Source organism: Microcoleus sp. CAWBG27, assembly GCF_020883145.1.
In the GTDB taxonomy this organism is placed as follows: Bacteria; Cyanobacteriota; Cyanobacteriia; order Cyanobacteriales; family Microcoleaceae; genus Microcoleus.
In genome coordinates, this window is sequence record NZ_JAHREU010000059.1 from 1 (window position 1) to 21,551 (window position 21,551).

Consider the following 21,551-nt stretch of genomic DNA (forward strand, 5'->3'; position numbering starts at 1 on the left):
ATTGGATGCAACTTTCAACAGTAACATCGGGTAGATTAAGCAGTCTGTCAAGATGAAGATCCATACGGTAGAAATCAATTAGTAGTATCTCATTATACACTTTTCACCAAAAAGCCAGAAGAGCCACTACTCGGCCGGGACTGACTATTTCGCCCGGTTGTTCGCCTACTAATTCATTGATTTTTTGGACAATTCCTATTTCATCAATTAGACCGGCTATCAAGCCGAGATGATCTAGGTTTTCTACTTTCATTTCAGATGCTTTCTGCATGGGCCGCTGAATCCTGATTTGAGCGTTGATCGCGATCGCCAGTTTACACTATTTTTGGTGATGATTGGTTACGGAAGAGCGATCGTAATGGGAGCATCCCGGTTTTGCAAAAGCCTCAAATAGCCAAGAGGTCGTTAAGGTAAGCACAACGAAGTTTTAGCATCTTGTTATGACATTCTTTTTCAACCATTGAGCTCCCGAAATTTTCAACCTTCTATCTATTTGTTTGACAGTCGATTCCACCGCTCCCGAGCCTATGGAACAAATCTTGTCTGATGATAATTGGTCATAGTTAACAATTCTAGAACGATGCTTTTCTAGATATTTACAAAAGTTTTTGGCGGTTTTCCTGCGACAATTTTTAAATAAATTTAGGGTGGATTCTACCTGGCCTTCCCACAAAAAATTCTTGGCTTTGGCTAGAGATTTCAATGACCCTCCCACTTTATATAAATTTTCTATTAAATGATACCAATCTAATATTTCTCGTCGGCTTTTACCAGGATTTAACTCGCTGATAATATTCCATATTCCATCATGTCCATCACCCAAGCAAGTTAATATATCGGCTAATGGCTGATGGTTTATATAGTTAATTAACTCTTCATTCTCTTGATAAAAAGCCCCATGATAACTTTCATGCAACCGCACTGCCTTATAATCTTGCCAATGAGAGCCTTCGCCCAACTTCCCTCTGAGACGGACTTTCCCTCCATCTATGCTTGTTTCTTTGACCTCTGTTTTGGCATGAGGTTCTGACCATTCTTGTTTTTCTACCAATCGGTGTAAACAAGTGTGTCCTATCTTTACTCCTGTCTGAACTTCCATTTCTTGGGCTGCCTTGAAGTAGGAAACATTAGCTATTTGACGCAAACAGCATTTTTCAAATAATGGAGATAATCGAGTAGATTTCTTGACCTCTAATTTTTCGGCCTGTTTTTCAGTAATTCTTAGTTCACCTATACAGCTTTTTACTGTGCGGGGTCGTCCTTGTTGTGTTCCTGTTGCTTCTTTGATAAAAAAAAACCGATTTGTGGGCCCAATGTTTCAAGCCATTGTTGCCTGAGATGTTTTTCCATATTTTCCAGACTGGTCAGTTCACTTGGGGGTGTATTGTTATGCCAAATTTTAGCAATTTCTGCCGCACAGGATTCCAACCGCTCTTGTTCTTCAGGGGTCATGGCTCTTTTTCTCGACTTTTTTTGATGCTTTTATTGATTTTAACTATTTTACACTTATTCCAATACCCCAGACAGTTTTTTGAGCAGCGACCCAAAGCCTCATTCTACCGTTAATATTTCACAGAGGCTGGAACCCATAACCATCATTCTACCGTTGGTCATTGAAAACTGTCCGGACTATTGTTATTCGGATATTTACAAAACCGGGATGCTCCCGATCGTAATTAACGCTTTTTCGTGATCGATCGGGCAACCATGAGGTAATAAACTTGGTTTGTAATGAGCGCAATTTTAACTTACATCAGATAGGACTCACGCCCTCACGTCAATTTTCCAGAATGGACTACTGGGTGATGTTGAGTCACCGAGATAGTTGAGTATTTCTACTCATTTTTGTCTCGGATGATTCACTTTTACTCCCTCAATCCCCCTATGTGCCAGTTGAGGGTGCGGAATCTGGGTTGCAAGGCGTGGCCGATCAAAAATTCTGGACGGTTTGATAAAAATTCTTTTTTCCTTGACTGGGATACGCATTTAATTAGGGCTTGCTGAATAAGCATAAAACCCTTACCTGAAAAGGCTTTGACTCGCGTTCGGCACTGACAATGTGTAAGACTATGAGCTAAAATTAGTCAAAAGCCATGCACAGCATCACTTTCCTTCATGTACCGAAAACTTGACCCAACCCCAAAAGAACCTTCCAACTTTGATCTACCCTTCGAGGGACAATTATCAGAGAATAATCGTTGGGTAATCATGGCAAAAATAATTCCCTGGGCTGAATTTGAAGATGAATATGCCCAAAATTTCACCTGTTCAACGGGAGCCCCCGCGAAATCCTTTCGTATGGCATTGGGGGCATTAATAATTAAAGAAAGGTTAGGAATTAGCGATGCAGAAACAGTAGAACAAATAAGAGAAAACCCATACCTACAATACTTCCTAGGTCTGAGTGGCTATAGTAATGAGGCACCATTTGACTCATCCATGCTCGTTTATTTTCGGAAAAGAATAGGAGTCAATCTAGTAAATAAAATCAATGAAAAAATGGTCAAGGACCATACTCAAGTACAAGGAGAGGAAGTAGAAAAAAAGTCATCAGAAAGAAGTGAACCTAAAAATCAAGGAAAATTAATATTAGATGCAACCTGTGCGCCAGCCGACATTAAATATCCGACCGACTTAGGACTATTAAATCAAGCCAGAGAACATACTGAAAAAATCATAGATAGTCTACACAATCAAACTAAATCACCGAAAAAAAAAGCCCTTGACATATCGAAACAGAGCCAGAAAAGAATACCTAACCATAGCAAAACAAAAAAAGCCACGAAGAAAATCAAGAAGAAAAGCCATTAAAAAACAACTGCAATACATCCAAAGAAATTTGGCTAGCATAGAGCGAATGGGTGAGCTACAGTTATTAACCAAATCTCATTATAGAATGCTATTAGTAGTGACAGAAGTCTACCGCCAACAGTTGTCAATGTATGAAAAGAAAGAACATAGTATTTCCGACAGAATTGTAAGTTTAAAGCAACCACATATCCGCCCTATAATCAGAGGGAAAGCTGGGAAATCCGTTGAATTTGGGGCAAAACTGTCAGCCAGTTGTCTCCAGGGTTACGTATTTTTAGACCGAATTAGTTGGGATAACTTCAACGAATCAGGAGACCTTAAAAGACAAGTAGAAGCCTTTAAACAATTTACCGGATTTTATCCTGAATCAATTCATGTAGATCAGATATATCGAACCAAAGAAAATAGAGCTTGGTGCAAAGAACTCGGCATTAGAATGAGCGGTGTTCGTCTAGGAGGAAGACCTCCCAAAAATCCGAGCAAAGCAATCAAAAAACAAGCTCAATCAGACGAAAAAATTCGTAACTTAATTGAGGGGAAATTTGGAGAAGCTAAAAGAAGATTTAGCCTTGGTAGAGTGATGGCTAAACTTAATAATACTTCTGAAACAAGCATCGCTATAACTTTTCTGGTGATGAATCTTTCTGCCCTGCTAAGGCAGGCTTTTTGGCTTTTTTTCGGTCTATTTCATAACAAAAACCTTTGGGGATGTTTTTTGGCTTAAATCATTGGCAAAAGCTATGTTTCACCATCACAAAAATTAACAAAACTTATATTGCCGAGGCGCTCTCAAATTCACTCATCTTTCTAAATGCTGTTTTCTGACTTTTTCAGCAAGCCCTAATTAGCTGTCCCAATCAGGTAAGTATCCCATTTCAACCGGGGAAAACTGTTCATTTTCCTCGTAATTGCTCAACTAGGGGAAAAAATGGAGCCATCAATAGAGAGAGCTTGTTGAATAGATTGATAAGCAGTTAAACCCTGACGCTTGCCAGTATTAACAACCGAACGAACTGCTGCAAACAAATCTCTGCCCCATTCCGAACGAAAGCCATTAGTCACACGGCGAAATATCACGCTCATCCTAATCGCCTGTTCACTACTATTATTCGTTGGTGGAATTCCCGCATCTTCCAGAAATAGAAATAAATTGTCAATTAGCCCGCCATAGCGTTTTCGTAACCGGATACCATCCGGATGATGTGGCGCTAAATTTAAGATCCCGGTTAATCTTTCCTGTAAATTGTCTCGATATCGCTTGAGTCTGGCATCATCGATTTTTTCTCGTCGTCGATGGATGATAAAAGCCCTTAATAATAACCTCTTCATCGCTGGGGCAAAAATCCTGTCCCCAGCGTCAATTGCATATTGACAGTCCCGCAATTGATGAGCTAAACACACTTGCCATTGTGGTGCTCTTTGATTTTTTTGAGCGCTAAATAAATCTGACACCCAAATATCGGGACGATGTTCTCCTAGAACTTCGTACATTACTCCACTGGCTCGGCTGGGGCGGATGACGTGCAAACAAACGTCCTGGTTCTGAAACACCCACTCCCACTGATTCTGTCCGTTAACTCTCGCACTCGTTTCATCTGAACAAATTAATTTTGCCCGCCGCAGCCGTTGTAGTATTTGAGTTACTTGATCGTCTAAACTGGTTTTGACCTTCTGCAACAGGTTGGCAATTGCTCCTTCAGATATCTTGAGTCCAAACACAGATCCCAATATGGACGATAGCCGTTCGTAACTGATGGCATGAGTGTAACGCAGATATGTAACTAAGCTTTGAATTGAACTGCCAAATGGTGAACCTGGTTCCATGGACAATGGTACAGGCGCAAGATATTCGGTTTGACAGCAGGCACACTGACCACCATAACGTTCAATTCGGGTGATAATGGGGCGAATTGGAGGTAGTTCGATTTTTTCGTAGACGGATTGCAATTTTTGTGCGGCGGCGGTGACTTTCTCTCCACACTGGGGGCAATTTTTAACTTGGGCGATGATTATTTGGTCAGGATGAGGATGTAGCTCTCTTCCCCCGCCTGCTCTTCCTACGCTTCTTTGTCTTTTGCTACCTTCAATTTTCGACTGCTTAATGTTGGGCTTGAATCCTTTGGAGGGTGGAGTGCTAGAATTTTTGCTCGTTTTTTTAGGAGATGGCTCTGGCTCTGGTTTTGGTTCGTAGGTGGCTAATATTGCACTGAGTTTTTGGATTTTCTCCCATAGCTCTACTATCAAGGCTTCTTTTGCCTCGTCCGATAGTTGTTTTAGGTCGGGTAGTTTTTCCATTCCTTTATCTAATGTCTATCTTGTCTTCTTGTCAAGGGGGTTGAGCAATTACTTTTCCTCAGAATGAATGTGCAATTTGTCCTCACCGAGCTGGTTGCAAAAATAGTAAAAGAGGACGGACTGTATCAATTCATCCTGATGAAGCGTTAATGCAAGAGTTGCGAGCACGTCAATCGACTGCTATTGGTCGCCAAGAATTGAGAAAACGTACTACAGTTGAACACTCTTTGGCTCATATTGGCCATTGGCAGGGGAATCGTGCTCGGTATATCGGGCAGCGGAAAAATCTTTTCGATCTACGGCGAGTCGCTGTTGTCCATAATCTTCATGTCATTGCTCGAATGGATAAGGTTCTGCCAATTAAACCGGGCGTAGAGTCTAACTCATTGACCGGGTAATTCCATATATCTGTTTTCTTGTCAACTCTTAATACTGAACCGACGCCCTAGAGGCTAAAGCTCAGAAACAGCCGGTTAAGTTAGTACGATCGCGAGTTGCGTGTAAAGCTGCCCGGCTGTTGTGGAGAGATTTAGTTGCTGAGCTCTGTGTTAGTGATTTTGTTTTGGAAACTGTGACAAGCATCTAGAGTGAATAAGGTCAAGATACAGACTTTTGCTGGCTGGGTATCATGACCAACGCCCAGTAGGGAACCTGGGCCGGATCGACATCGCCGATCGCCCGAATGGACTGATTCGGCATAGTTGCGCGTTCTATATATAGTGCGCGATCGAATTGTCCCAACTCAATCAGCACGTCTCGAACTTTCGCAAAGTGCCTCCCCAGCTTAATAATCACCGCAGCATCAACCAGCGCCAGTCGATCGCGCAAAACATCAGCGTCCAACGTCGCAGGCATAATACTTAACACATCGTTACGATAAGTCAGTGGCACTCCCAGGGCACTCGCACTCGCCATCGTCGAAGAAATTCCCGGCACAACTTCCGTAGTAAACTTTCCCGACAAACGGTTAAATAAATACATAAACGAGCCGTATAGAAAAGGCTCGCCCTCGCACAAAACCGCCACATCCCGCCCTTCGCTGAGGTGGGTGGCAATTTTCTCGGCTGCAATATCGTAATACGGTTGAGACGATCGCGTGGGACTAAAAGGTAGCGGCATCGGAATCTCAATTTGCTCCGGGCGCAAGTAATCTGCGACGATCGCACGCGCGAGCACCTTACCATTTTCCATCGCCGGATACGCAATCACCGGCACCGATTGCAAAATCCGATAAGCTTTCAAAGTTATCAATTCCGGATCGCCAGGGCCGATGCCCAATCCGTACAATTTACCAGTAGTCTTAGTCATAGTTCGTCCTCTTTAGCTAACGCATTCACGGCTGCTGTTGCCATTGCACTGCCACCTCGCCGCCCGTGTAGCGCGATAAATGGCACTCCCCGACTGTTGGTAGCGAGTTCGGCTTTGGATTCGGCTGCCCCCACAAATCCTACCGGGAAACCCAGAATTAAGGCCGGTTTAGGGGCTCGGGCATCTAGCATTTCCAGCAATCGGAATAAAGCAGTCGGGGCATTGCCGATCGCCACAACTGCACCATCTAACTTATCTAGCCACAAATCGAGTGCTGCTGCCGATCGAGTATTGCCGATTTGCCGCGCCAACTCCGGTACATCGGGATTCCAGAGGGTGCAAATCACTGGATTGTCTGCGGGAAGCCTTTTGCGGGTGATGCCTTCGGCTATCATCCTGGCATCGCACAGAATTGGCGCGCCTGCTGCGAGGGCTTTGCGCCCGTGGGTGGCGGCAAGGGGGGAAGCTGCTAAGTCTTTAACGATATCGATCATTCCACAACTGTGAATTAGTCGCACTGCAACTGTTTCTAAGTCTGGCGGCAGGTTTGATAAGTCTGCTTCGGCGCGGATTGTGGCGAAGGATTTGGTGTAGATTTCTGTTCCGTCTCGGATGTAGTCAATCATTAAGATAATTGGGAATTGGGAATTGGGAATTGGGAATTGGGAATTGGGAATTGGGCATTGGGCATTGGGCATTGGGCATTGGGAGACTGTACTTAACTTTATTTGAAATTGTTATTATGGGAAGTTTGTTTGATTTGTGGAATGGCTTTTTTTAATGAACCGCGAAGGCGCTTTAGGCGAAGCCGCGCGTCAGCGCTAGGGCGCGAAGGAAGAAAGAGAAGGGGAAATGATGAGAGTTTGTCTATTTTAATGAGTTTCTGGGCTAAGTAATTTCTGCAATTTGTCGATCGCCCACCGATCGCAAAATTCGCCAAATGACTCGCGAGGTTCTCGAAACCGCTGGTAGACGCGCAACATTCGCTCGATCGCACTGGACATCTCGGCTACACTGACGGCTGGGAAGATTTGCCGTCCAAAGGGCAAGTCTTTTCTACCTGCATAAATGTTGTAACCTGCGATGGTTTCGCCTTTCTGCTGAATCTGAATTCCTACTAGGGTGATGTCAATAGGCTGGTGTTGGGCGCAGGACTTTTCGCAGCCGCTGAAATGTATATTGATCGATCGGTCGATCGTCCATTTTTGGGCTAAATCCCTCACCATTGCTAGGGCGTGACTTTGAGTATCTGTCGCCGCTGACGCACAGCCGCTGCTACCGGCGCACGCAACTAAGCAGGAATCTAGGTGAGTTGCAGATGAGTGCAATCCTAAATCGGCGATTTGCTGTTTGACCTCGAAAACCTGGGAGTTGGGGATGTCAGAAATCAGCAGATTTTGCCACGGCGTAAGTCTTAGGGTGCTTCCGCCTAGATTTTGGGCTAAACTTGCCAAATTTCTCAGTTGATTTGATTCTAGCTTGCCTAGGGGCAGTGCAATGCCGATGTAGGAGAAACCGGACTGTCGTTGACTGTGAATCCCGAGATTGCCGTTGGGTGCGCTCGTGACAGGCAGGATGCCTGTTCCACAAGAGTTGTTGGATATGTCTTTTAGAAAAAGTTCGATCGCCTCTTGACGCAATGCAAACGGCAATTTTTTCTCTACTTTTTCTAGATACTTTGCTGTACCCCAATCAGCAAGAAGATGACGCAAACGCGGTTTCTTGCCATTGATTCTAGGCTGATTTTTAGTGTATTCAAGATACGCGCTAGTTAAGCTTGCTAATACTAAAATACATTGCGATTCTTCGATTATAATTCCTGTATCGACGCCATTGAAATGCAGACTAAAAATAATTTCGGAATTTGGCTGTCGCCTTTTTGCCACTAATAAAATATCATTCCGGAAATTCCGGATAGAAACTAATTCTCCGCCATCAAAGCCAATACTGAATTTAGCGGAAAGTTCCGATAACTCAGGATGAGTTTGCAGGTAATTATCCCAAGCTGCAACTAGCGGGCGAGTATCCAGTAAGTTTTGGCGATCGATTCCTGCTGTCGGACTTGCCATTATATTGCGAATTGGATCGACTTCAACGCGGCGAGATGCTAATCCCAATTTCTGTAAATCTTGCCAAATTGACGGGGGAATTTGCGAGTGCAATTCTCTGATTTGTAAATTTGCCCGATTTGTGACTTGCAAACAGCCACTACTGTAGCGATCGACAAAATTGGCGATCGACCAACACTGCTGTACATTTAAAATTCCGCCCGGAATCCGCATTCTCGATAAAACGCCGTCTCGGGCTCTGGAACCGGAAAATAAGCCCGGACAAGTCGGTAATTCACTCAAACTCAACAAAGAAACTCCTCCCCGTGCGACGCAGGGAATGTAAAATAAACTCCTGAAATCGGCATTCTGGCTTTGACAGTTGCGGCACAGCGCCGGAATTACACCGGACTTTCCCACTTTCAGGTTTAAGAAATATATCATAAGTCGATCGCCAGCAGCCCAAAATCTCGAATTTCTTAACAAATGCCCGGTTATTCTGTATAGTTGCTAATACGAACTCGCCAGTAAGCCGGAATATTCCATTTGTTAATATAAATTTCCCGCTCCCCAGCCAGCAACCGCCACCAAAACGGTAGCCAAACTTCGTGCAACCAAGCTTCTTGATAACCTTGTCGCCAACCAACGTCCTCTCCTGGAAACATTACCCAAGGTGGCATGATTTCATTTCCTGTTTCCATTGTGGCAATCTGCGACAGCATCCATTCGTCCCATTTGTTTTTATGATTCGCTAAAAATCTGATTTTTTGATAAAGAAACATAACTATTATTTTAAATCTCGAAAAGTTGATTTTTATTGATATATTTTTCAGGGCGACACACCCTACGGAAGACTGTTGCATGATTTTTGAAACACTACTTACGAATCAAGAACAAAGAAACCGGATTTTTTATATAACCTGTTGGCGACAACGAATAATTTTCGCACAAAACCCGGTTTCTCGCCATACTTAATGCTAATTTTCTCAAAATCAGCATTAAGTATGGCAAGCAAAACGACGGTAGTAAAAACCGCTGGGCTTGTGATACAAAACCCAGCCTGTAAAACAATCCTCCGGCGGTTCGCCAAATTTGTTTTGACCCTGTATAGGCCCTGGGCCGCTATCTCCACAGCGAAGATTGTTCGTATCCATTAGGATTTCTCGATCGATTTGAGAATCTCCAGATATAGGAATAACACCAAATAATTTTTGGCGATCAGCAGCTTGTGCCAGAAACCAAGCCTGAATAATTTTAAAACCCACATTCCGCAGATGTGGGTCTGATTTTTTTATCAGTTGTCAAAACTTGGAAGCCAAACGCTTTTGGGCTGAAATTATGCAGTGTTAGCGTTACAGAAGCTTGTTGAATTCAGCTAAATTAAGTAATTTGAAATAATTGACTTTTCCTCACATATTCACATTGCCTTTTATCGCGATTAATTATTTTTTTAAGCATGGTATCTTATGCCAAAAGCAAATTATTTTGACTAATTAATGAAAATTATTCACAAATATCTACACTTCAAACTCAATCTTTATTCACTTGAAAACATTAAATAGTATTGACAACAATACTCTCCTAAATGTCGCAAGAAGATATCTTGAAGTTCTTTGGTTAAATTACTGACCTGCTTCGCTCCATTTATTGTCACTAAATGCACCGCCTGAAACATCTGAAATATCCAGCGCATTGTCGGCTTATTGGTCAATTTCTTTACCTGATTTTTCACTTGCTTGTTGGTATAGCAATCCTAAATAATTTTCTATGTATCGGTGGTATAGGTGTACTGATTGATTTTGGGGAAACTAAATTTATGTTCCTTGGTGAAAAACTCAAACAAAAATTTGATGATTTTAAAAGACTTACATAAATACCAATACTTCCGTAAAAATTTTTTAGCTTGTAACCAAATATCTTCAACGGGATTTTGTTCGGGAGCATTGGGAGCAAATAAAATACAAGTGATTGACCAATTTTTAGGTTCTTTATCAGCATTAACTGATGATAAATAATCTTTAAATTCTCCATATCTGTGATAACTAGCTCCATCCCAAATCAAGATCATTCTCTGACCTTTGTATTTATTTTGTAAGTATTTTATGAATTCAACTGTTGATTTTTCATCGCCAGATTCATAGCCTTAAACATGGAATTGTTTGGTTTGATAATTGAGTGCGCCAAAATAAGTTTGTCTATTTTTTTGATTGGTAATTGGGACTTCAATTCGTATATCAGAACGACCCCAAACGTAGCCATTGATATCCCCATGAAGTAAATGACATTCATCTAGAAAAAATACTATTATTTTCCCAGATTCTATGTCAGTATTGTTTTCGGACAAAGTTTTGTTAATTTCTTCTCTCTTTTTGGTCACCAGATCATCATCCGATTTGGGATTTATTTTATGAGTTCTTTTCCAGGTAATTTTCGCCATCGATAAAAGTTCATAGTAGCTCTGCTTTGATTTATATGTGACACCAAACTCTCGCTCTACATAAGTAACTAGCTCATCGAAATTCCAATATTTTTTATTCCCCGGCTATTCGATTACTTCAGTTTTTTGTAAAGATGTTAAATATCCTTTTGATCCTTTATGTCCTAGTTTAATCCCTGCGACACCTTTGGTTTGAAATTGTTTTTTCCAATGACTGACAAAAAATTCACTAACACCTAAAATTTTGCTAATTTCATTGTAGGACTTACCGACCATCGCCATCTTTACAGCTATTGCTCGTTTAAGTTCTCTTGTATCGAGATCACTTTTAATGAAATATTCTAACGAAGCTTTTTCTTTTTCCATGTCTTTTTGTGGCAGTTGTAATTTATTCATTTTTTATTGTCACTATCAAGTATTGCATATATATTATATCATAGCCTTGATAATGATTTAGGATTGCTATATGAGCTTATAAAGATGCTAAGATTCCTGAAGATTCACTGCTTTTAATGTCTAAATTTCTGCTGCTTTTTGAAACCCCAAGTGGTTATGAATTGTTGGATGAACGTAAACAATTAACTGTGACAAAAGTATCAGAGTTGCTGAGGGTTTTAGACCATCCTGAATTACCTTTACACAATAATCCCGCTGAGTTAGCTGCCAGAACCGGAGGTGCAGCGACGTAATATTAGTTATGCAACTCAAACGATTGAGGGTACTCAGGCCTGGGATACTTTTATGTCTCTTGTTGCTACTACTAGTCAGTTGGGAATCAGTTTTTTTGATTATGTGCGCGATCGAATTTCTCAACTTGGAATCATCCCCTCTCTGTCCACTATTATTCGCTAAAAATCTGCTCTTTATCCTTTGGGCTTGTCTTGGCAACCAGATTAACTGCTACCCCTACTTATTGAGCCGATACCATTTTATCATACCCTAGTTCAGCAACGCCTACTTTATAAATCTCAAGGAAGGTACTCGGAAGCGGAACCTCTATATTTACAAGCCTTAGAAATATACCGACTATCACTCCCTGAAGACCACCCTAGTTTAGCCATTGACCTCAACAATTTAGCCGAACTTTATAAATCCCAAGGAAGGTACTCGGAAGCGGAATCGCTGTATTTTGATGCAGTGGAAATTATTCGCACCAAATTGCCAGAAAATCATCCTAAAGTTCTCATGTGTTGGAAAAATTATGTTGGATTGTGGCGGGAAGGCATCAGCAAAGGAGATTTGACATATGAGAAATTGCAAGAACATCCTTTCGGGGAACAGTTATTAGCAGAACTTCAGGAATAACATAAAATTGTATCACTTCCGGTAGTATCGGAATGATATCATAGCGATTGCGATTGCTTCGCTAGGAGCTGGCAATGATATACTTATGTATTGTCTCACTCATCTACTTACGGACTGTAACGAAGTATTTTGATGAAAATCTGCTTTCTGGACTCTTGCGTAAGTACAGGTTAAGATGGTGGAGATATCAGTAGGAATTAATGCCAAATTGCTATGTTAGTCAAGTCGCTGTCAATTAAACCCCTCTCCAGATTATTAATGGTTTGTGTTTTTGCGATCGCACTTCTCCTCCTGGGCCCCAATCCAGCCAAAGCCGAATCGCGAGAACAAGCCGTCGATCGATTAACAGACTACCTATTCTACAGGGTTAATTCTCAACTAAACAATCGCAAACTCCAAACGGACGATCGCGAATATATCCGTCAATGGCAGAGATTGCGTGAGGCGATCGATCCGCGAGTCAAGTCGGTACAAGAAGTCTGCTTGAGAGTCTCGGCACAAGAGAAAGGATGGGAATTCACCACAATTAACGGCGAAACCTACGAACAAACTTACGATCGCCTCGCAGATACAATTTTTTACAGCCGCCATCCTCAACGGACTGGACAGCCAATTCCTACAAACGATAAAATTGGTATCAGCGAATGGTCAGCAATTCGACGCGAGATGTTTCTTTCTAATTGTGGATTATAACACTGGAGCGCATCACTATGTTAATTAAATTGCGCTCGATCGAGTCAATCTCGAAGTTTTCCGCAGTGTGTATGTTAACTTTTGCCATGTTTCTCGGCCCAAATCTAGACTGTGCTACAGCCCGGGATTTAGAATCACGAACTCAAGCCGTGGATAATCTTACGGATTGGTTTTTCTACAAGGTTAATCCTCAATTAGGAGGCCGTAAATTGCGATCGGACGATTCTCCTATCTACATCCGCGAATGGAATGCGATTCGCCGTACAGTCGATCGCGAAATGATTGCTACACCAGGAGATTGCGCCGGTGATGCTTTCTGGGACTTCGACTATCGCGAGCACGGGCGATCGCTCGTTAGCGGAGCCCTCGAAGAGGATCGCATTGCAGACACAATTTGGACTATCCGCGATCCATCGGGCGATAAAACTCGTGCAGATGTTTCTAAACAAGAATGGAAGAAGCTTCGGAACTCAATATTTAGAGAGCATTTTTGCTATTAATATCCAAAATATAGCAATCATAAAATTAGTGACAAATAATCATATGTTTTATTCAAGAAAAGTAAAAATACAAAATATTTACCAGAAACAGTATATGATTGAATTAGATAAAATTTGGTAGAATATAAATTATTTATCTCTTTGTTCTATCCCTCTGCGTCCTCTGCGTCCTCTGTGGTTAAATCATTCCCAAACTACCGGAAAGGATATCAAAGAGTAATAAAATAATTGATGTTGAGTTTGTTGTATAAAATATTGTCGTTGGTGCGTCGCTCGATAGATTTTTCACCGTTTTTTGGATATTATCGAGGGATCCACACCCTACCAATATCGTTGGTGCGTCGCTCGATAGATTTTTCACCGTTTTTTGGATATTATCGAAGGCGACACACCCTACCACTATCGTTGCATTGATTTGTCACTCTTGATATTAGCTATGGATATCCGTACCGAAAAGCCCGAAGATTTAGCAACTGTTCGCAATGTCAATATTGTGGCATTCGGGCGAGAAAATGAGGCTAACTTAGTCGATCGCCTGCGGGGAATTGCATCTACATTTTCCTTGGTTGCGGTACAATCCGATCGAGCAGTCGGACACATTTTCTTCAGTCCGGTTGTCATCGCCGGAAAATGTTCTAGCACCTTGTCAATTCTGGGTTTGGCACCAGTCGCTGTTCTACCAAACTATCAGCGGCAAGGTATCGGATCGCTGCTGATCCGCGAAGGTTTAAAACAGTGCGCCCGATCGCACTTTCACGCAGTGGTTGTCCTCGGATCTCCCGATTTCTATTCGCGTTTCGGGTTCGTTCCTGCTAGTGGCAAGATGTTGCGATGCGAATATGATGTACCTGATGAAGCTTTTATGGTGTTGGAGTTAGAAAGAGATGCTTTGCAGGATTGCAGCGGCATAGTGAAATATCGATCGGAGTTTAGTCTGTGCGAGTAGCCAATAAAACCACTTGCCTAGGTCTTAAAATTTATTTAAACGCTGCCTTTTCCCCTCTCCACCTTTGAACCGTGCAACACAAAAGCCGGAGTCAGAGCAGATTTGCCCTTCAAAGAAACAGCTCCCAAAGCCTCGCAATCGAAGTTTAGCCCGATCGACTCAAACACCCTTTCGCCAATCAAAATTTCATTTTCCCCCGCCTTGCTCATCAGCCTAGCAGCCGTATTCACCGTATCGCCGAGGATATTAAACTCCCTGCGCCCTCGCGGTTCCCCAACCTCAGCAGCAAACACAGGGCCCCGAGACAGCCCAATTTGACAGCTTACTTTCACATTTTCACCGCCGATAACGATCGGAGGTAAACTGGCAATTAGATCCCGGATCGCGATCGCCGCACTCGCCGCGCGACTTGGATCGTCGGTATGAACGTCCGGTACACCAAAATAAATCAATATATCCGAACCATCCAAATGCGCCGTTACTTTTTGCAGCACCCCCCCTTTCGCGGACACCACAGCATCAATTAGCGCAAACACCCGAGAACATCCCAGTACCAGATTAGCTTCCTCGGCTGGCGTTGCTTTGTCCACCAACTCCGGTAAACCGATCAAGTTGACAAACATCACCGTCGGTTCGGGAAAATCCGGCGGGATTTTCCGCCTGTCGGCATTTTCAACCAGCAGTCTCAAGATGGTTTTGGGAATATAACTAGCAAGGGGTTCAACCCGTTTCACGGCTTCCTCGATTTCGCTCACCAAACCCGATACCGTGCGATCGAGCAATATCGAACTTGGCATCCGCCGCCCAGTCAAAGTAATATCGTACTCTCCGAGTCGATCGTCCGTGAAATCATCTGCCACCAACAAATAACCGGGCTTCCACGATTCAAAACGAAATTGCTCCCCCAAAGACGAACTAGCAGTTTCAGTCAAACACACCCGCCCCACAGTCCCAGAGCCCTCAGCCTGCTTGGCTTGCTGGACTGAATGCCCCAGCAGTACGTGAGCCATCCGCAGCGGTGTACCGATATCAGCACTAATATAGCGACCGCAATGGATACCCACCCGCATCCTCAAAGACAAAGCACCCCGCGCCGTTTCGATATTGGCAAATTTAGCCATCGCCCGCTGCATCCGCAAACCCGCCCGCACCGCCCTAGCTGTATCCTCCTCTTGGTCAATCCCTCCCAGAAACTGCACCAGCAGCGCATCTCCTGTAAACTCCAGCAAATCCCCCCCCGACTTGCTGACGATTTCAATCATTGAGGCAAAATAGTCGTTAATCACCCCCAACAGCGTTTCAGCGCCCTTGCGCCCCTGGGCTGTGTTTGCTTCCAACAGCGACGTAAACCCAGCTAAATCTGTGAATAGCAAAGTGCCTGTTTGCCATTGGTAGCGAACCTCCCCAGGGTTGGCCGGAGATTCGGACACGGGCCTGGGCACGTAGTCGTGGAGGATGTAGCGGAGACTCCGCAGGTGCTCGAACACCCCTATTAACGTCGTGGGGGACGGATCTACCCACGCACCAGCGTATAGTTCAGCCGAAAGCAGCTCGCGGAGTCGCAGTTCGATCGCAGCCAAGGGAGGATTGTAAGTTAATGTATTAATTTCCACCTAGTCTATTCTTAAAAAATAAGGTAAGTTCGATCGATCTCAAGCCAACATCAATAGCTAGACCTCTACCATTATCATAAGTTTCCCGTGACCCGATACCAGCCCAACTCAGAACACCAGATAGAAATTTCCCAAAGTCACAGCTTGATCGCTCCCGATTTGATCCGAGTTGCTCGATCGGCCTATGGTATGTATTTGAAAGTGCATTCCGAGCAAATGCAACGTCCGGCGGGTGTAGTTGTCAGTCAAGGAAGCGATCGAGGTCAGCTAATTTTTGCTTCGCATCCCGTTTTGTTGCCCGGTGAACGTTTTGTTACTTTTGACGAAATTGAATCTCAAATGTATTAGGCAGTTGACAGTTGACAGTTGACAGTTGACAGTTGACAGTTGGGAATTGGGAATTGGTGACAGCTTAAAATCAAAACACATCGCACAATAAAAAAGAGGTTCGTAGTGAGGACTTTAGTCCGCATCCAAATCAGAGAATTTGGTTCGATATCTACAAAGGTTACATAACACAATCTAACGACTAATAACAAATAACAAACAACAAATAACAAATAACAAACAACAAACAACAAACAACAAACAACAAATAACAAACAACAAATAACAAACAACAAATAACAACTCAATGGAAATAATCTTTAATTCCCTTGTCACCGCGATCGTCTTTACGATCGGCTCAGCGATCGGCAGCTTTCTAAATGTGGTAATCTATCGGTTGCCTGCGGGTTTGTCGGTGATACATCCTCCTTCTCGCTGTCCCAAATGTTTAAATCAACTCAGAACTTACGAAAATATACCCGTCTTCGGTTGGCTGTGGCTGCGGGGACGCTGCAATCACTGCCGCAGTCGGATTTCTGCCCGCTACCCCCTGGTGGAAGCAGCCATGGGTTTGCTGTTTTTGCTCATCTATGGGCAGTTTGGGGTGAGCGTGCAAACACTGGGGTTTTGGACTTTGTTTAGCTGGCTGTTGGCTTTGTCTTTGATTGACTGCGATACAATGACTTTGCCTAATTCTTTGACTCGATCGGGCTTGATACTCGGATTGGTTTTCCAAATCGCCAAGGGTTGGTGGCCGACATTTAACCCGATCGACTCCGTGCACTATCTGGTACTAGACGGAATTTTGGGAGCAGTTGTCGGATTGTGGCTGTTTGACGCGATCGGACTTGCAGGATCGATCGGCTTCGGGCAGACTGCTATGGGTGGCGGCGATACCAAATTAGCAGCCTTGATGGGAGCTTGGCTGGGCTGGAAACTCTTGCTGCTAGCGGCATTTATCGCTTGTTTAGCCGGGGCTTTGGTTGGTGGCTCTTCGATCGCGATCGGATTGCTCGATCGGCGTCAACCCATGCCCTTCGGCCCGTTTCTGGCTCTCGGTGCAGCCATTACCGCTCTCTGGGGAGAACCGATCTTATCTATTTACTTGCAGTTCTTTTTCCCGAATTAGGGTTTGGGATCTGCCCTTACAAAGCGCGATCGACCGCAATATCGTCTCAATAATTGGTAAAATTATTCCGTGCCTTGGATTACACTTACCGAAAGGCGAGAGGAAAGCCCCCCGACGACCGTCGTGGCGATGAACTCGGCTGCGACGACCGTCGCCTACAATCTTCAGATTGCCCTTGTTTATTCATTATTTTTGCGCTATAGTAGTTAGCGTAAGACCAAGTAAATCGATGCTAGTTTTTGAGTTCAAAACCTACGGAAATTTAGAGCAGTTCGCAGCTATTGACGAGGCAATTCGTACTGTGCAGTTTATTCGGAATAAGTGCATTCGTTTGTGGATGGACGCTCCGAAAACAGGAAAGTATGACTTGAGCAAACAAAGTGCGGTATTGGCTCGCGAGTTTTCGTTTGCGGACAAACTCAATTCAACCGCCCGTCAGGCAGCGACAGAACGTGCTTGGTCAGCAATCTCCCGTTTTTATGACAACTGCAAAGCCAAGATTTCTGGCAAAAAAGGATACCCAAAGTTCCAGAAAGATAATCGCTCGGTTGAATATAAAGCATCGGGATGGAAACTAGCTGACGATCGCAAATCGATAACGTTCACCGATAAAAATGGGATTGGTCGATTAAAAATGAAAGGCACTCGTGACCTAAATTTCTATCAACCAGACCAGATTAAACGGGTGAGATTGGTAAAGCGTGCGGATGGCTACTACGTTCAATTCTGCATCCAAATAGATCGAGAAGAAAAGATCCAACCAACTCATAAAACTATCGGTCTAGATGTTGGGTTAGAGTCTTTTTATACCGATTCCTTGGGCAACAAGGTTGAAAATCCTCGGTTTTACCGAACTGGCGAAAAAAAGATGAAACGGTCGCAAAGACTGGTTTCTCGCAAAGTCAAAGGCTCTAAAAATAGGCGTAAAGCTAGAGTCAAATTAGCTAGAGTTCACCTCAAAATAAGTAGGCAACGCAAAGACCATGCTATCAAACTGGCGCGGTGCGTAATCACATCTAACGATGTAGTGGTCTACGAAGATTTGCGGATTAAGAATCTAGTTAAAAATCATTGTCTAGCTAAGTCAATTAATGACGCTGGATGGTATCAATTTCGAGTTTGGCTAGAGTATTTTGGTAAGGTATTTAAACGGGCAACTATTGCGGTGAATCCTGCCTACACGTCCCAAGAATGCTCTAGCTGCGGCTCCATTGTGAAAAAGTCATTGTCTGCGCGCACTCATATTTGTCAATGTGGCTGTAAGTTAGATCGCGACCACAACGCTGGTATTAACATCCTTAACTCAGGATTGGGTACGGTAGGGCATACCGGAACCTTTGCGCTCGACGCAAGCAACGCTTCTGGAGAACCGACCTCTATTCTAGTTGGTGCAAACCTACTCGGGTAAGTTGGCTCGCTGAGAGAAGAATCCCCCGCATTCATGCGCGGGGAGTGTCAAAACTACTAGCTTTCGCTGGGAAGCGGAATTGATGCAGCAAATCCTCGCTGCTCATCAAATCCCAGCTCGGATTGTTGACTTAGGCATAGCATCTTATTTAGGGGCAGGAAGTGCTACAGCCCTGCAAGTTCTTCCAGAACACCAGCAGACAGCATCGCTCCTCATCAGTCCGATTGAAGAGGAACCCGAATCTAACAGTTAACAGTCAACAGTTAACAGTTAACAGTCAACAGTCAACAGTCAACAGTCAACAGTCAACAGTCAACAGTCAACAGTTAACAATTCCCAACTTTTAATGTCTCTATTTGATTGGTTTGCAAATCGACGAAAATCAGTACCGAACTCCCAAGAACGGCCGGAACGAGAAATTGCCGACGGACTTTGGAATAAATGCACAGCTTGCGATGCCCTGAGTTATACCAAAGACCTGCGAGCAAATCAAATGGTTTGCTTGGAATGCGGGCATCATATCAGAGTTTACAGTGACGATCGCATCGAGCAGTTGATCGACCCCAATACCTGGACACCCATTAACGGAAATCTCCAGGCCACCGATCCGCTGAAATTTCGCGATCGCAAAAAATATAGCGATCGACTCAGAGAATTTCAAGAAAAAACAGGCCACCTAGACGCCGTAGAAACAGGCACCGGCAAAATCGAAAATTTGCCCGTCGCCCTCGGAGTCATGGAATTTCAGTTCATCGGCGGCAGCATGGGCTCAGTTGTCGGAGAAAAACTGACTCGCCTCATCGAACACGCCACACGGGAACGCTTACCCGTACTCATTGTCTGCGCTTCCGGCGGTGCGAGAATGCAGGAAGGAATGCTCAGCCTCATGCAAATGGCTAAGATTTCCGGGGCTCTGGAACGCCACCGGGAAGCGAGACTGCTTTACATCCCAATTTTGACCCACCCGACCACCGGCGGCGTCACCGCTAGTTTTGCCATGTTGGGAGACATTATAATTGCAGAGCCAAAAGCTACAGTAGCCTTTACGGGGGGCCGGGTAATCGAGCAAACTCTGCGCGAAAAGCTGCCGGAAAATTATCAAACTTCCGAATACTCCTTCGCCCACGGTTTTGTAGACTTGATCGTACCCCGAACTCAATTAAAGAAAACTCTGGCTGGACTCATCAGCCTCCACCAGCCCCAGCCTTTCTTGGCAGACTCGGAATTCCCCGCCCACGATGCTACCGAAAGCCACCACGCTGTGGCGGCACCGACTCACGCTTTCAAGCTTTCTCCCTAAGCTGCTGCGCCGGATGACTCCTGTGGCGAACCGATCAAAATTTTCGACCAAAGTTCAAGCCCCATAAGACACCTGTGGAGTAAATCTCAAATCGAAAAATGGAAAATCGCCCCGTCTGTTGGTGAGTCCGCCAAAGACGAAAATGTCAGAGGAATTCCCCAAAAACCCTGGTTTCTACGAAAAACATGAAGTTTGGTAGCGAGAAATGCACGCAGATACGGGGTTTTTAGTCCTGCGCGCCCAAGTCCTATTGATAATAAAGACGCGGCAATGGGATGATATTGGTTGGAAGTTGATGGAGTTTGAAGTTTGGATGAGCAAAAATGCTTAGTGTTAGTTAGTGGTTAGTTAGCTGGCGATCGCACAAAATCTCAGAACAAACTAACAAAGGACAGCTAACAACGCTTTGTTAAATTGTCCACCTTTCAATCAATAGCCGTCAACTCAATTCTGACCCGTCAGCGACCTGAAAATTATGGGTTTTGCAGACCTGTCCATCGCAGAAATAGCAGAAGACTTCAACGTCCCTGTTGAAGACGTGCTCCGCTTGTGTGATGAGCTGGAAATTGCCTACAAACACCCTCAAACCCGTTTGGCTTTGGAAGATGTTAAGGCAATTATGTCCGCTCTCGAAAAAAGGCGCGACTCAAAACGAATTGCAGATTAGATCGATCGCAAAATTCCTCTACCTTTAAAGGTATGGCTGCACAAACTTTCGCCAGTTGTCGCCAAAGAAAGGAATTTTGAACAGAAATCTGTTTGCCAGCTATACTCTCTTAGCGTTCAATAATTTGCCGGATTTTTTTAAGGAGAACCATGCTTAAAAGATATTTCATTGCTCTGACCGCTGTATTCTTGACATTTCAGTTATTTGTCAGCAGCGCAATGGCTGTCGAACTGAGTCCTGAACTTCGGACTGTAACTTTAAATGACAAGGGCGCTCCGGTAGTGCTGAGCCTCAAACAAGTCCAGCAAGGCAAACGCCTGTTCCAAAATACTTGTGCTCAATGTCACGCTGCGGGCATGACAAAAACTGACCCGAACCTCAATTTGAGTCCGGAAACTCTGGCTTTGGCCAACCCACCCCGCAATAATATTGAGTCGCTCGTGGACTATATGAAAAATCCCACGACTTATGACGGGTTTCAAGAAATTTCGGAACTGCATCCGAGCATGAAGAGTGCGGATATTTTCGCTGAGATGAGAAATCTCTCGGATGAAGATTTGTACGCGATTGCCGGTCACATTCTGTTGCAGCCGAAAATTATCTCCCGCCAGTGGGCTGGTGGCAAAGGCGCTCGCTAATCAATTTTAAATTTGAGATTTTGGATTTTGGATTGAGAGGGGCTGGGATTTGGCAAGGATTGCTGGCTCGCCGTTTTTCTATCGAAAATCTGAAATCTCAAATTTACCCCTGGTTGATTGATTCTT

21 protein-coding genes, 5 pseudogenes and 1 riboswitch are annotated in these 21,551 nt (G+C 44.0%); of the genes and pseudogenes, 14 read left to right on the forward strand and 12 right to left on the reverse strand.

All coding sequences use genetic code 11. The annotated features are described in order from the left end of the window. Positions 1–124 precede the first annotated feature (124 nt). A pseudogene (locus tag QZ938_RS25305) lies at positions 125–271 on the reverse strand (DUF4277 domain-containing protein); the annotation flags it as partial. Between the two features lie 115 nt (positions 272–386). After that, a pseudogene (locus QZ938_RS25310) lies at positions 387–1,452 on the reverse strand (ISKra4 family transposase). A 663-nt stretch (positions 1,453–2,115) separates the two neighbouring features. On the opposite strand from QZ938_RS25310, the gene QZ938_RS25315 reads away from it, so the two are divergent. Further along, a protein-coding gene (locus QZ938_RS25315) for an IS5 family transposase (protein ID WP_293354141.1) occupies positions 2,116–3,535 on the forward strand; the annotation gives its coding sequence in 2 pieces (ribosomal slippage) (positions 2,116–2,711 and positions 2,710–3,535; 1,422 coding nt in all). Positions 3,536–3,723: 188 nt separating this feature from the next. Here QZ938_RS25315 and QZ938_RS25320 read toward each other — a convergent pair. Continuing rightward, positions 3,724–5,106 (reverse strand): IS66 family transposase, encoded by a 1,383-nt coding sequence (locus tag QZ938_RS25320; protein ID WP_293354139.1) that lies wholly within the window; start codon positions 5,104–5,106, stop codon positions 3,724–3,726. Between the two features lie 47 nt (positions 5,107–5,153). On the opposite strand from QZ938_RS25320, the pseudogene QZ938_RS25325 reads away from it, so the two are divergent. Continuing rightward, positions 5,154–5,504, forward strand: a pseudogene (locus tag QZ938_RS25325) (transposase); the annotation flags it as partial. A 199-nt stretch (positions 5,505–5,703) separates the two neighbouring features. Here QZ938_RS25325 and QZ938_RS25330 read toward each other — a convergent pair. The 8 genes and pseudogenes from QZ938_RS25330 to QZ938_RS25365 form a co-directional block, all read right to left on the reverse strand. After that, positions 5,704–6,414 carry a precorrin-2 C(20)-methyltransferase gene (locus QZ938_RS25330; RefSeq protein ID WP_293158235.1) on the reverse strand — a complete coding sequence of 237 codons (711 nt, stop codon included), beginning with the start codon at positions 6,412–6,414 and terminating at the stop codon, positions 5,704–5,706. After that, positions 6,411–7,040 carry a precorrin-8X methylmutase gene (locus tag QZ938_RS25335; RefSeq protein ID WP_293158232.1) on the reverse strand — a complete coding sequence of 210 codons (630 nt, stop codon included), beginning with the start codon at positions 7,038–7,040 and terminating at the stop codon, positions 6,411–6,413. The genes QZ938_RS25330 and QZ938_RS25335 overlap by 4 nt, the downstream gene beginning before the upstream one ends. 246 nt (positions 7,041–7,286) lie before the next feature. Beyond that, positions 7,287–8,774: a precorrin-3B synthase gene (gene cobG / locus QZ938_RS25340; protein ID WP_293363426.1), complete on the reverse strand. Its 1,488-nt coding sequence runs from the start codon at positions 8,772–8,774 to the stop codon at positions 7,287–7,289. Between the two features lie 29 nt (positions 8,775–8,803). Further along, a riboswitch (cobalamin riboswitch) is annotated at positions 8,804–8,920 on the reverse strand. Between the two features lie 36 nt (positions 8,921–8,956). After that, the gene (locus QZ938_RS25345) at positions 8,957–9,244 is read right to left on the reverse strand and encodes a hypothetical protein (RefSeq protein WP_293158224.1); all 288 of its coding nucleotides are present in this window, start codon (positions 9,242–9,244) and stop codon (positions 8,957–8,959) included. 216 nt (positions 9,245–9,460) lie between these two features. Then, the gene (locus QZ938_RS25350) at positions 9,461–9,727 is read right to left on the reverse strand and encodes a hypothetical protein (protein WP_293158221.1); all 267 of its coding nucleotides are present in this window, start codon (positions 9,725–9,727) and stop codon (positions 9,461–9,463) included. Positions 9,728–10,227: 500 nt separating this feature from the next. After that, a pseudogene (locus QZ938_RS25355) lies at positions 10,228–10,587 on the reverse strand (transposase); the annotation flags it as partial. An 18-nt stretch (positions 10,588–10,605) separates the two neighbouring features. After that, positions 10,606–10,983, reverse strand: a pseudogene (locus tag QZ938_RS25360) (winged helix-turn-helix domain-containing protein); the annotation flags it as partial. A gap of 21 nt (positions 10,984–11,004) precedes the next feature. Further along, positions 11,005–11,295: a helix-turn-helix domain-containing protein gene (locus QZ938_RS25365; protein WP_293354135.1), complete on the reverse strand. Its 291-nt coding sequence runs from the start codon at positions 11,293–11,295 to the stop codon at positions 11,005–11,007. Positions 11,296–11,411: 116 nt separating this feature from the next. On the opposite strand from QZ938_RS25365, the gene QZ938_RS25370 reads away from it, so the two are divergent. The 5 genes from QZ938_RS25370 to QZ938_RS25390 all read left to right on the forward strand — a co-directional run bounded on the left by QZ938_RS25370 (position 11,412) and on the right by QZ938_RS25390 (position 14,343). Further along, positions 11,412–11,588, forward strand: a complete 177-nt coding sequence (locus QZ938_RS25370; protein ID WP_293354133.1) for a hypothetical protein — start codon at positions 11,412–11,414, stop codon at positions 11,586–11,588. A 232-nt stretch (positions 11,589–11,820) separates the two neighbouring features. Beyond that, a complete protein-coding gene (locus QZ938_RS25375) occupies positions 11,821–12,204 on the forward strand; it encodes a tetratricopeptide repeat protein (protein ID WP_293158240.1) in 384 nt (127 codons plus the stop codon). Positions 12,205–12,462: 258 nt separating this feature from the next. Next, on the forward strand, positions 12,463–12,897 hold the full coding sequence (locus tag QZ938_RS25380; RefSeq protein ID WP_293354131.1) for a hypothetical protein: 435 nt from the start codon (positions 12,463–12,465) through the stop codon (positions 12,895–12,897). Positions 12,898–12,914: 17 nt separating this feature from the next. After that, complete coding sequence (locus tag QZ938_RS25385) at positions 12,915–13,397, forward strand: hypothetical protein (protein ID WP_293354129.1); 483 nt, start codon at positions 12,915–12,917, stop codon at positions 13,395–13,397. 436 nt (positions 13,398–13,833) lie between these two features. After that, positions 13,834–14,343, forward strand: coding sequence for a GNAT family N-acetyltransferase (locus QZ938_RS25390; RefSeq protein ID WP_293354127.1), 510 nt, complete (start codon positions 13,834–13,836; stop codon positions 14,341–14,343). A 35-nt stretch (positions 14,344–14,378) separates the two neighbouring features. Here the strand turns inward: QZ938_RS25390 and QZ938_RS25395 are convergent, their stop codons facing one another. Continuing rightward, on the reverse strand, positions 14,379–15,956 hold the full coding sequence (locus QZ938_RS25395) for an adenylate/guanylate cyclase domain-containing protein (protein ID WP_293156478.1): 1,578 nt from the start codon (positions 15,954–15,956) through the stop codon (positions 14,379–14,381). Positions 15,957–16,043: 87 nt separating this feature from the next. On the opposite strand from QZ938_RS25395, the gene QZ938_RS25400 reads away from it, so the two are divergent. The 7 genes from QZ938_RS25400 to psbV all read left to right on the forward strand — a co-directional run bounded on the left by QZ938_RS25400 (position 16,044) and on the right by psbV (position 21,425). Next, a complete protein-coding gene (locus QZ938_RS25400; protein WP_293354125.1) occupies positions 16,044–16,304 on the forward strand; it encodes a hypothetical protein in 261 nt (86 codons plus the stop codon). A 286-nt stretch (positions 16,305–16,590) separates the two neighbouring features. Beyond that, positions 16,591–17,412, forward strand: a complete 822-nt coding sequence (locus QZ938_RS25405; protein WP_293354123.1) for an A24 family peptidase — start codon at positions 16,591–16,593, stop codon at positions 17,410–17,412. A 229-nt stretch (positions 17,413–17,641) separates the two neighbouring features. Continuing rightward, positions 17,642–18,820, forward strand: coding sequence for a transposase (locus QZ938_RS25410; RefSeq protein ID WP_293354121.1), 1,179 nt, complete (start codon positions 17,642–17,644; stop codon positions 18,818–18,820). 82 nt (positions 18,821–18,902) lie between these two features. Next, the gene (locus tag QZ938_RS25415; RefSeq protein WP_293156466.1) at positions 18,903–19,073 is read left to right on the forward strand and encodes a hypothetical protein; all 171 of its coding nucleotides are present in this window, start codon (positions 18,903–18,905) and stop codon (positions 19,071–19,073) included. 93 nt (positions 19,074–19,166) lie between these two features. After that, entirely contained in the window at positions 19,167–20,120 is a 954-nt protein-coding gene (gene accD / locus QZ938_RS25420) for an acetyl-CoA carboxylase, carboxyltransferase subunit beta (protein WP_293354119.1), read from the forward strand. A 475-nt stretch (positions 20,121–20,595) separates the two neighbouring features. Beyond that, positions 20,596–20,787, forward strand: a complete 192-nt coding sequence (locus tag QZ938_RS25425) for a translation initiation factor IF-2 (protein ID WP_293156461.1) — start codon at positions 20,596–20,598, stop codon at positions 20,785–20,787. Between the two features lie 149 nt (positions 20,788–20,936). Next, positions 20,937–21,425 (forward strand): photosystem II cytochrome c-550, encoded by a 489-nt coding sequence (psbV, locus tag QZ938_RS25430; RefSeq protein ID WP_293156458.1) that lies wholly within the window; start codon positions 20,937–20,939, stop codon positions 21,423–21,425. The last annotated feature ends 126 nt before the right edge of the window (positions 21,426–21,551 follow it).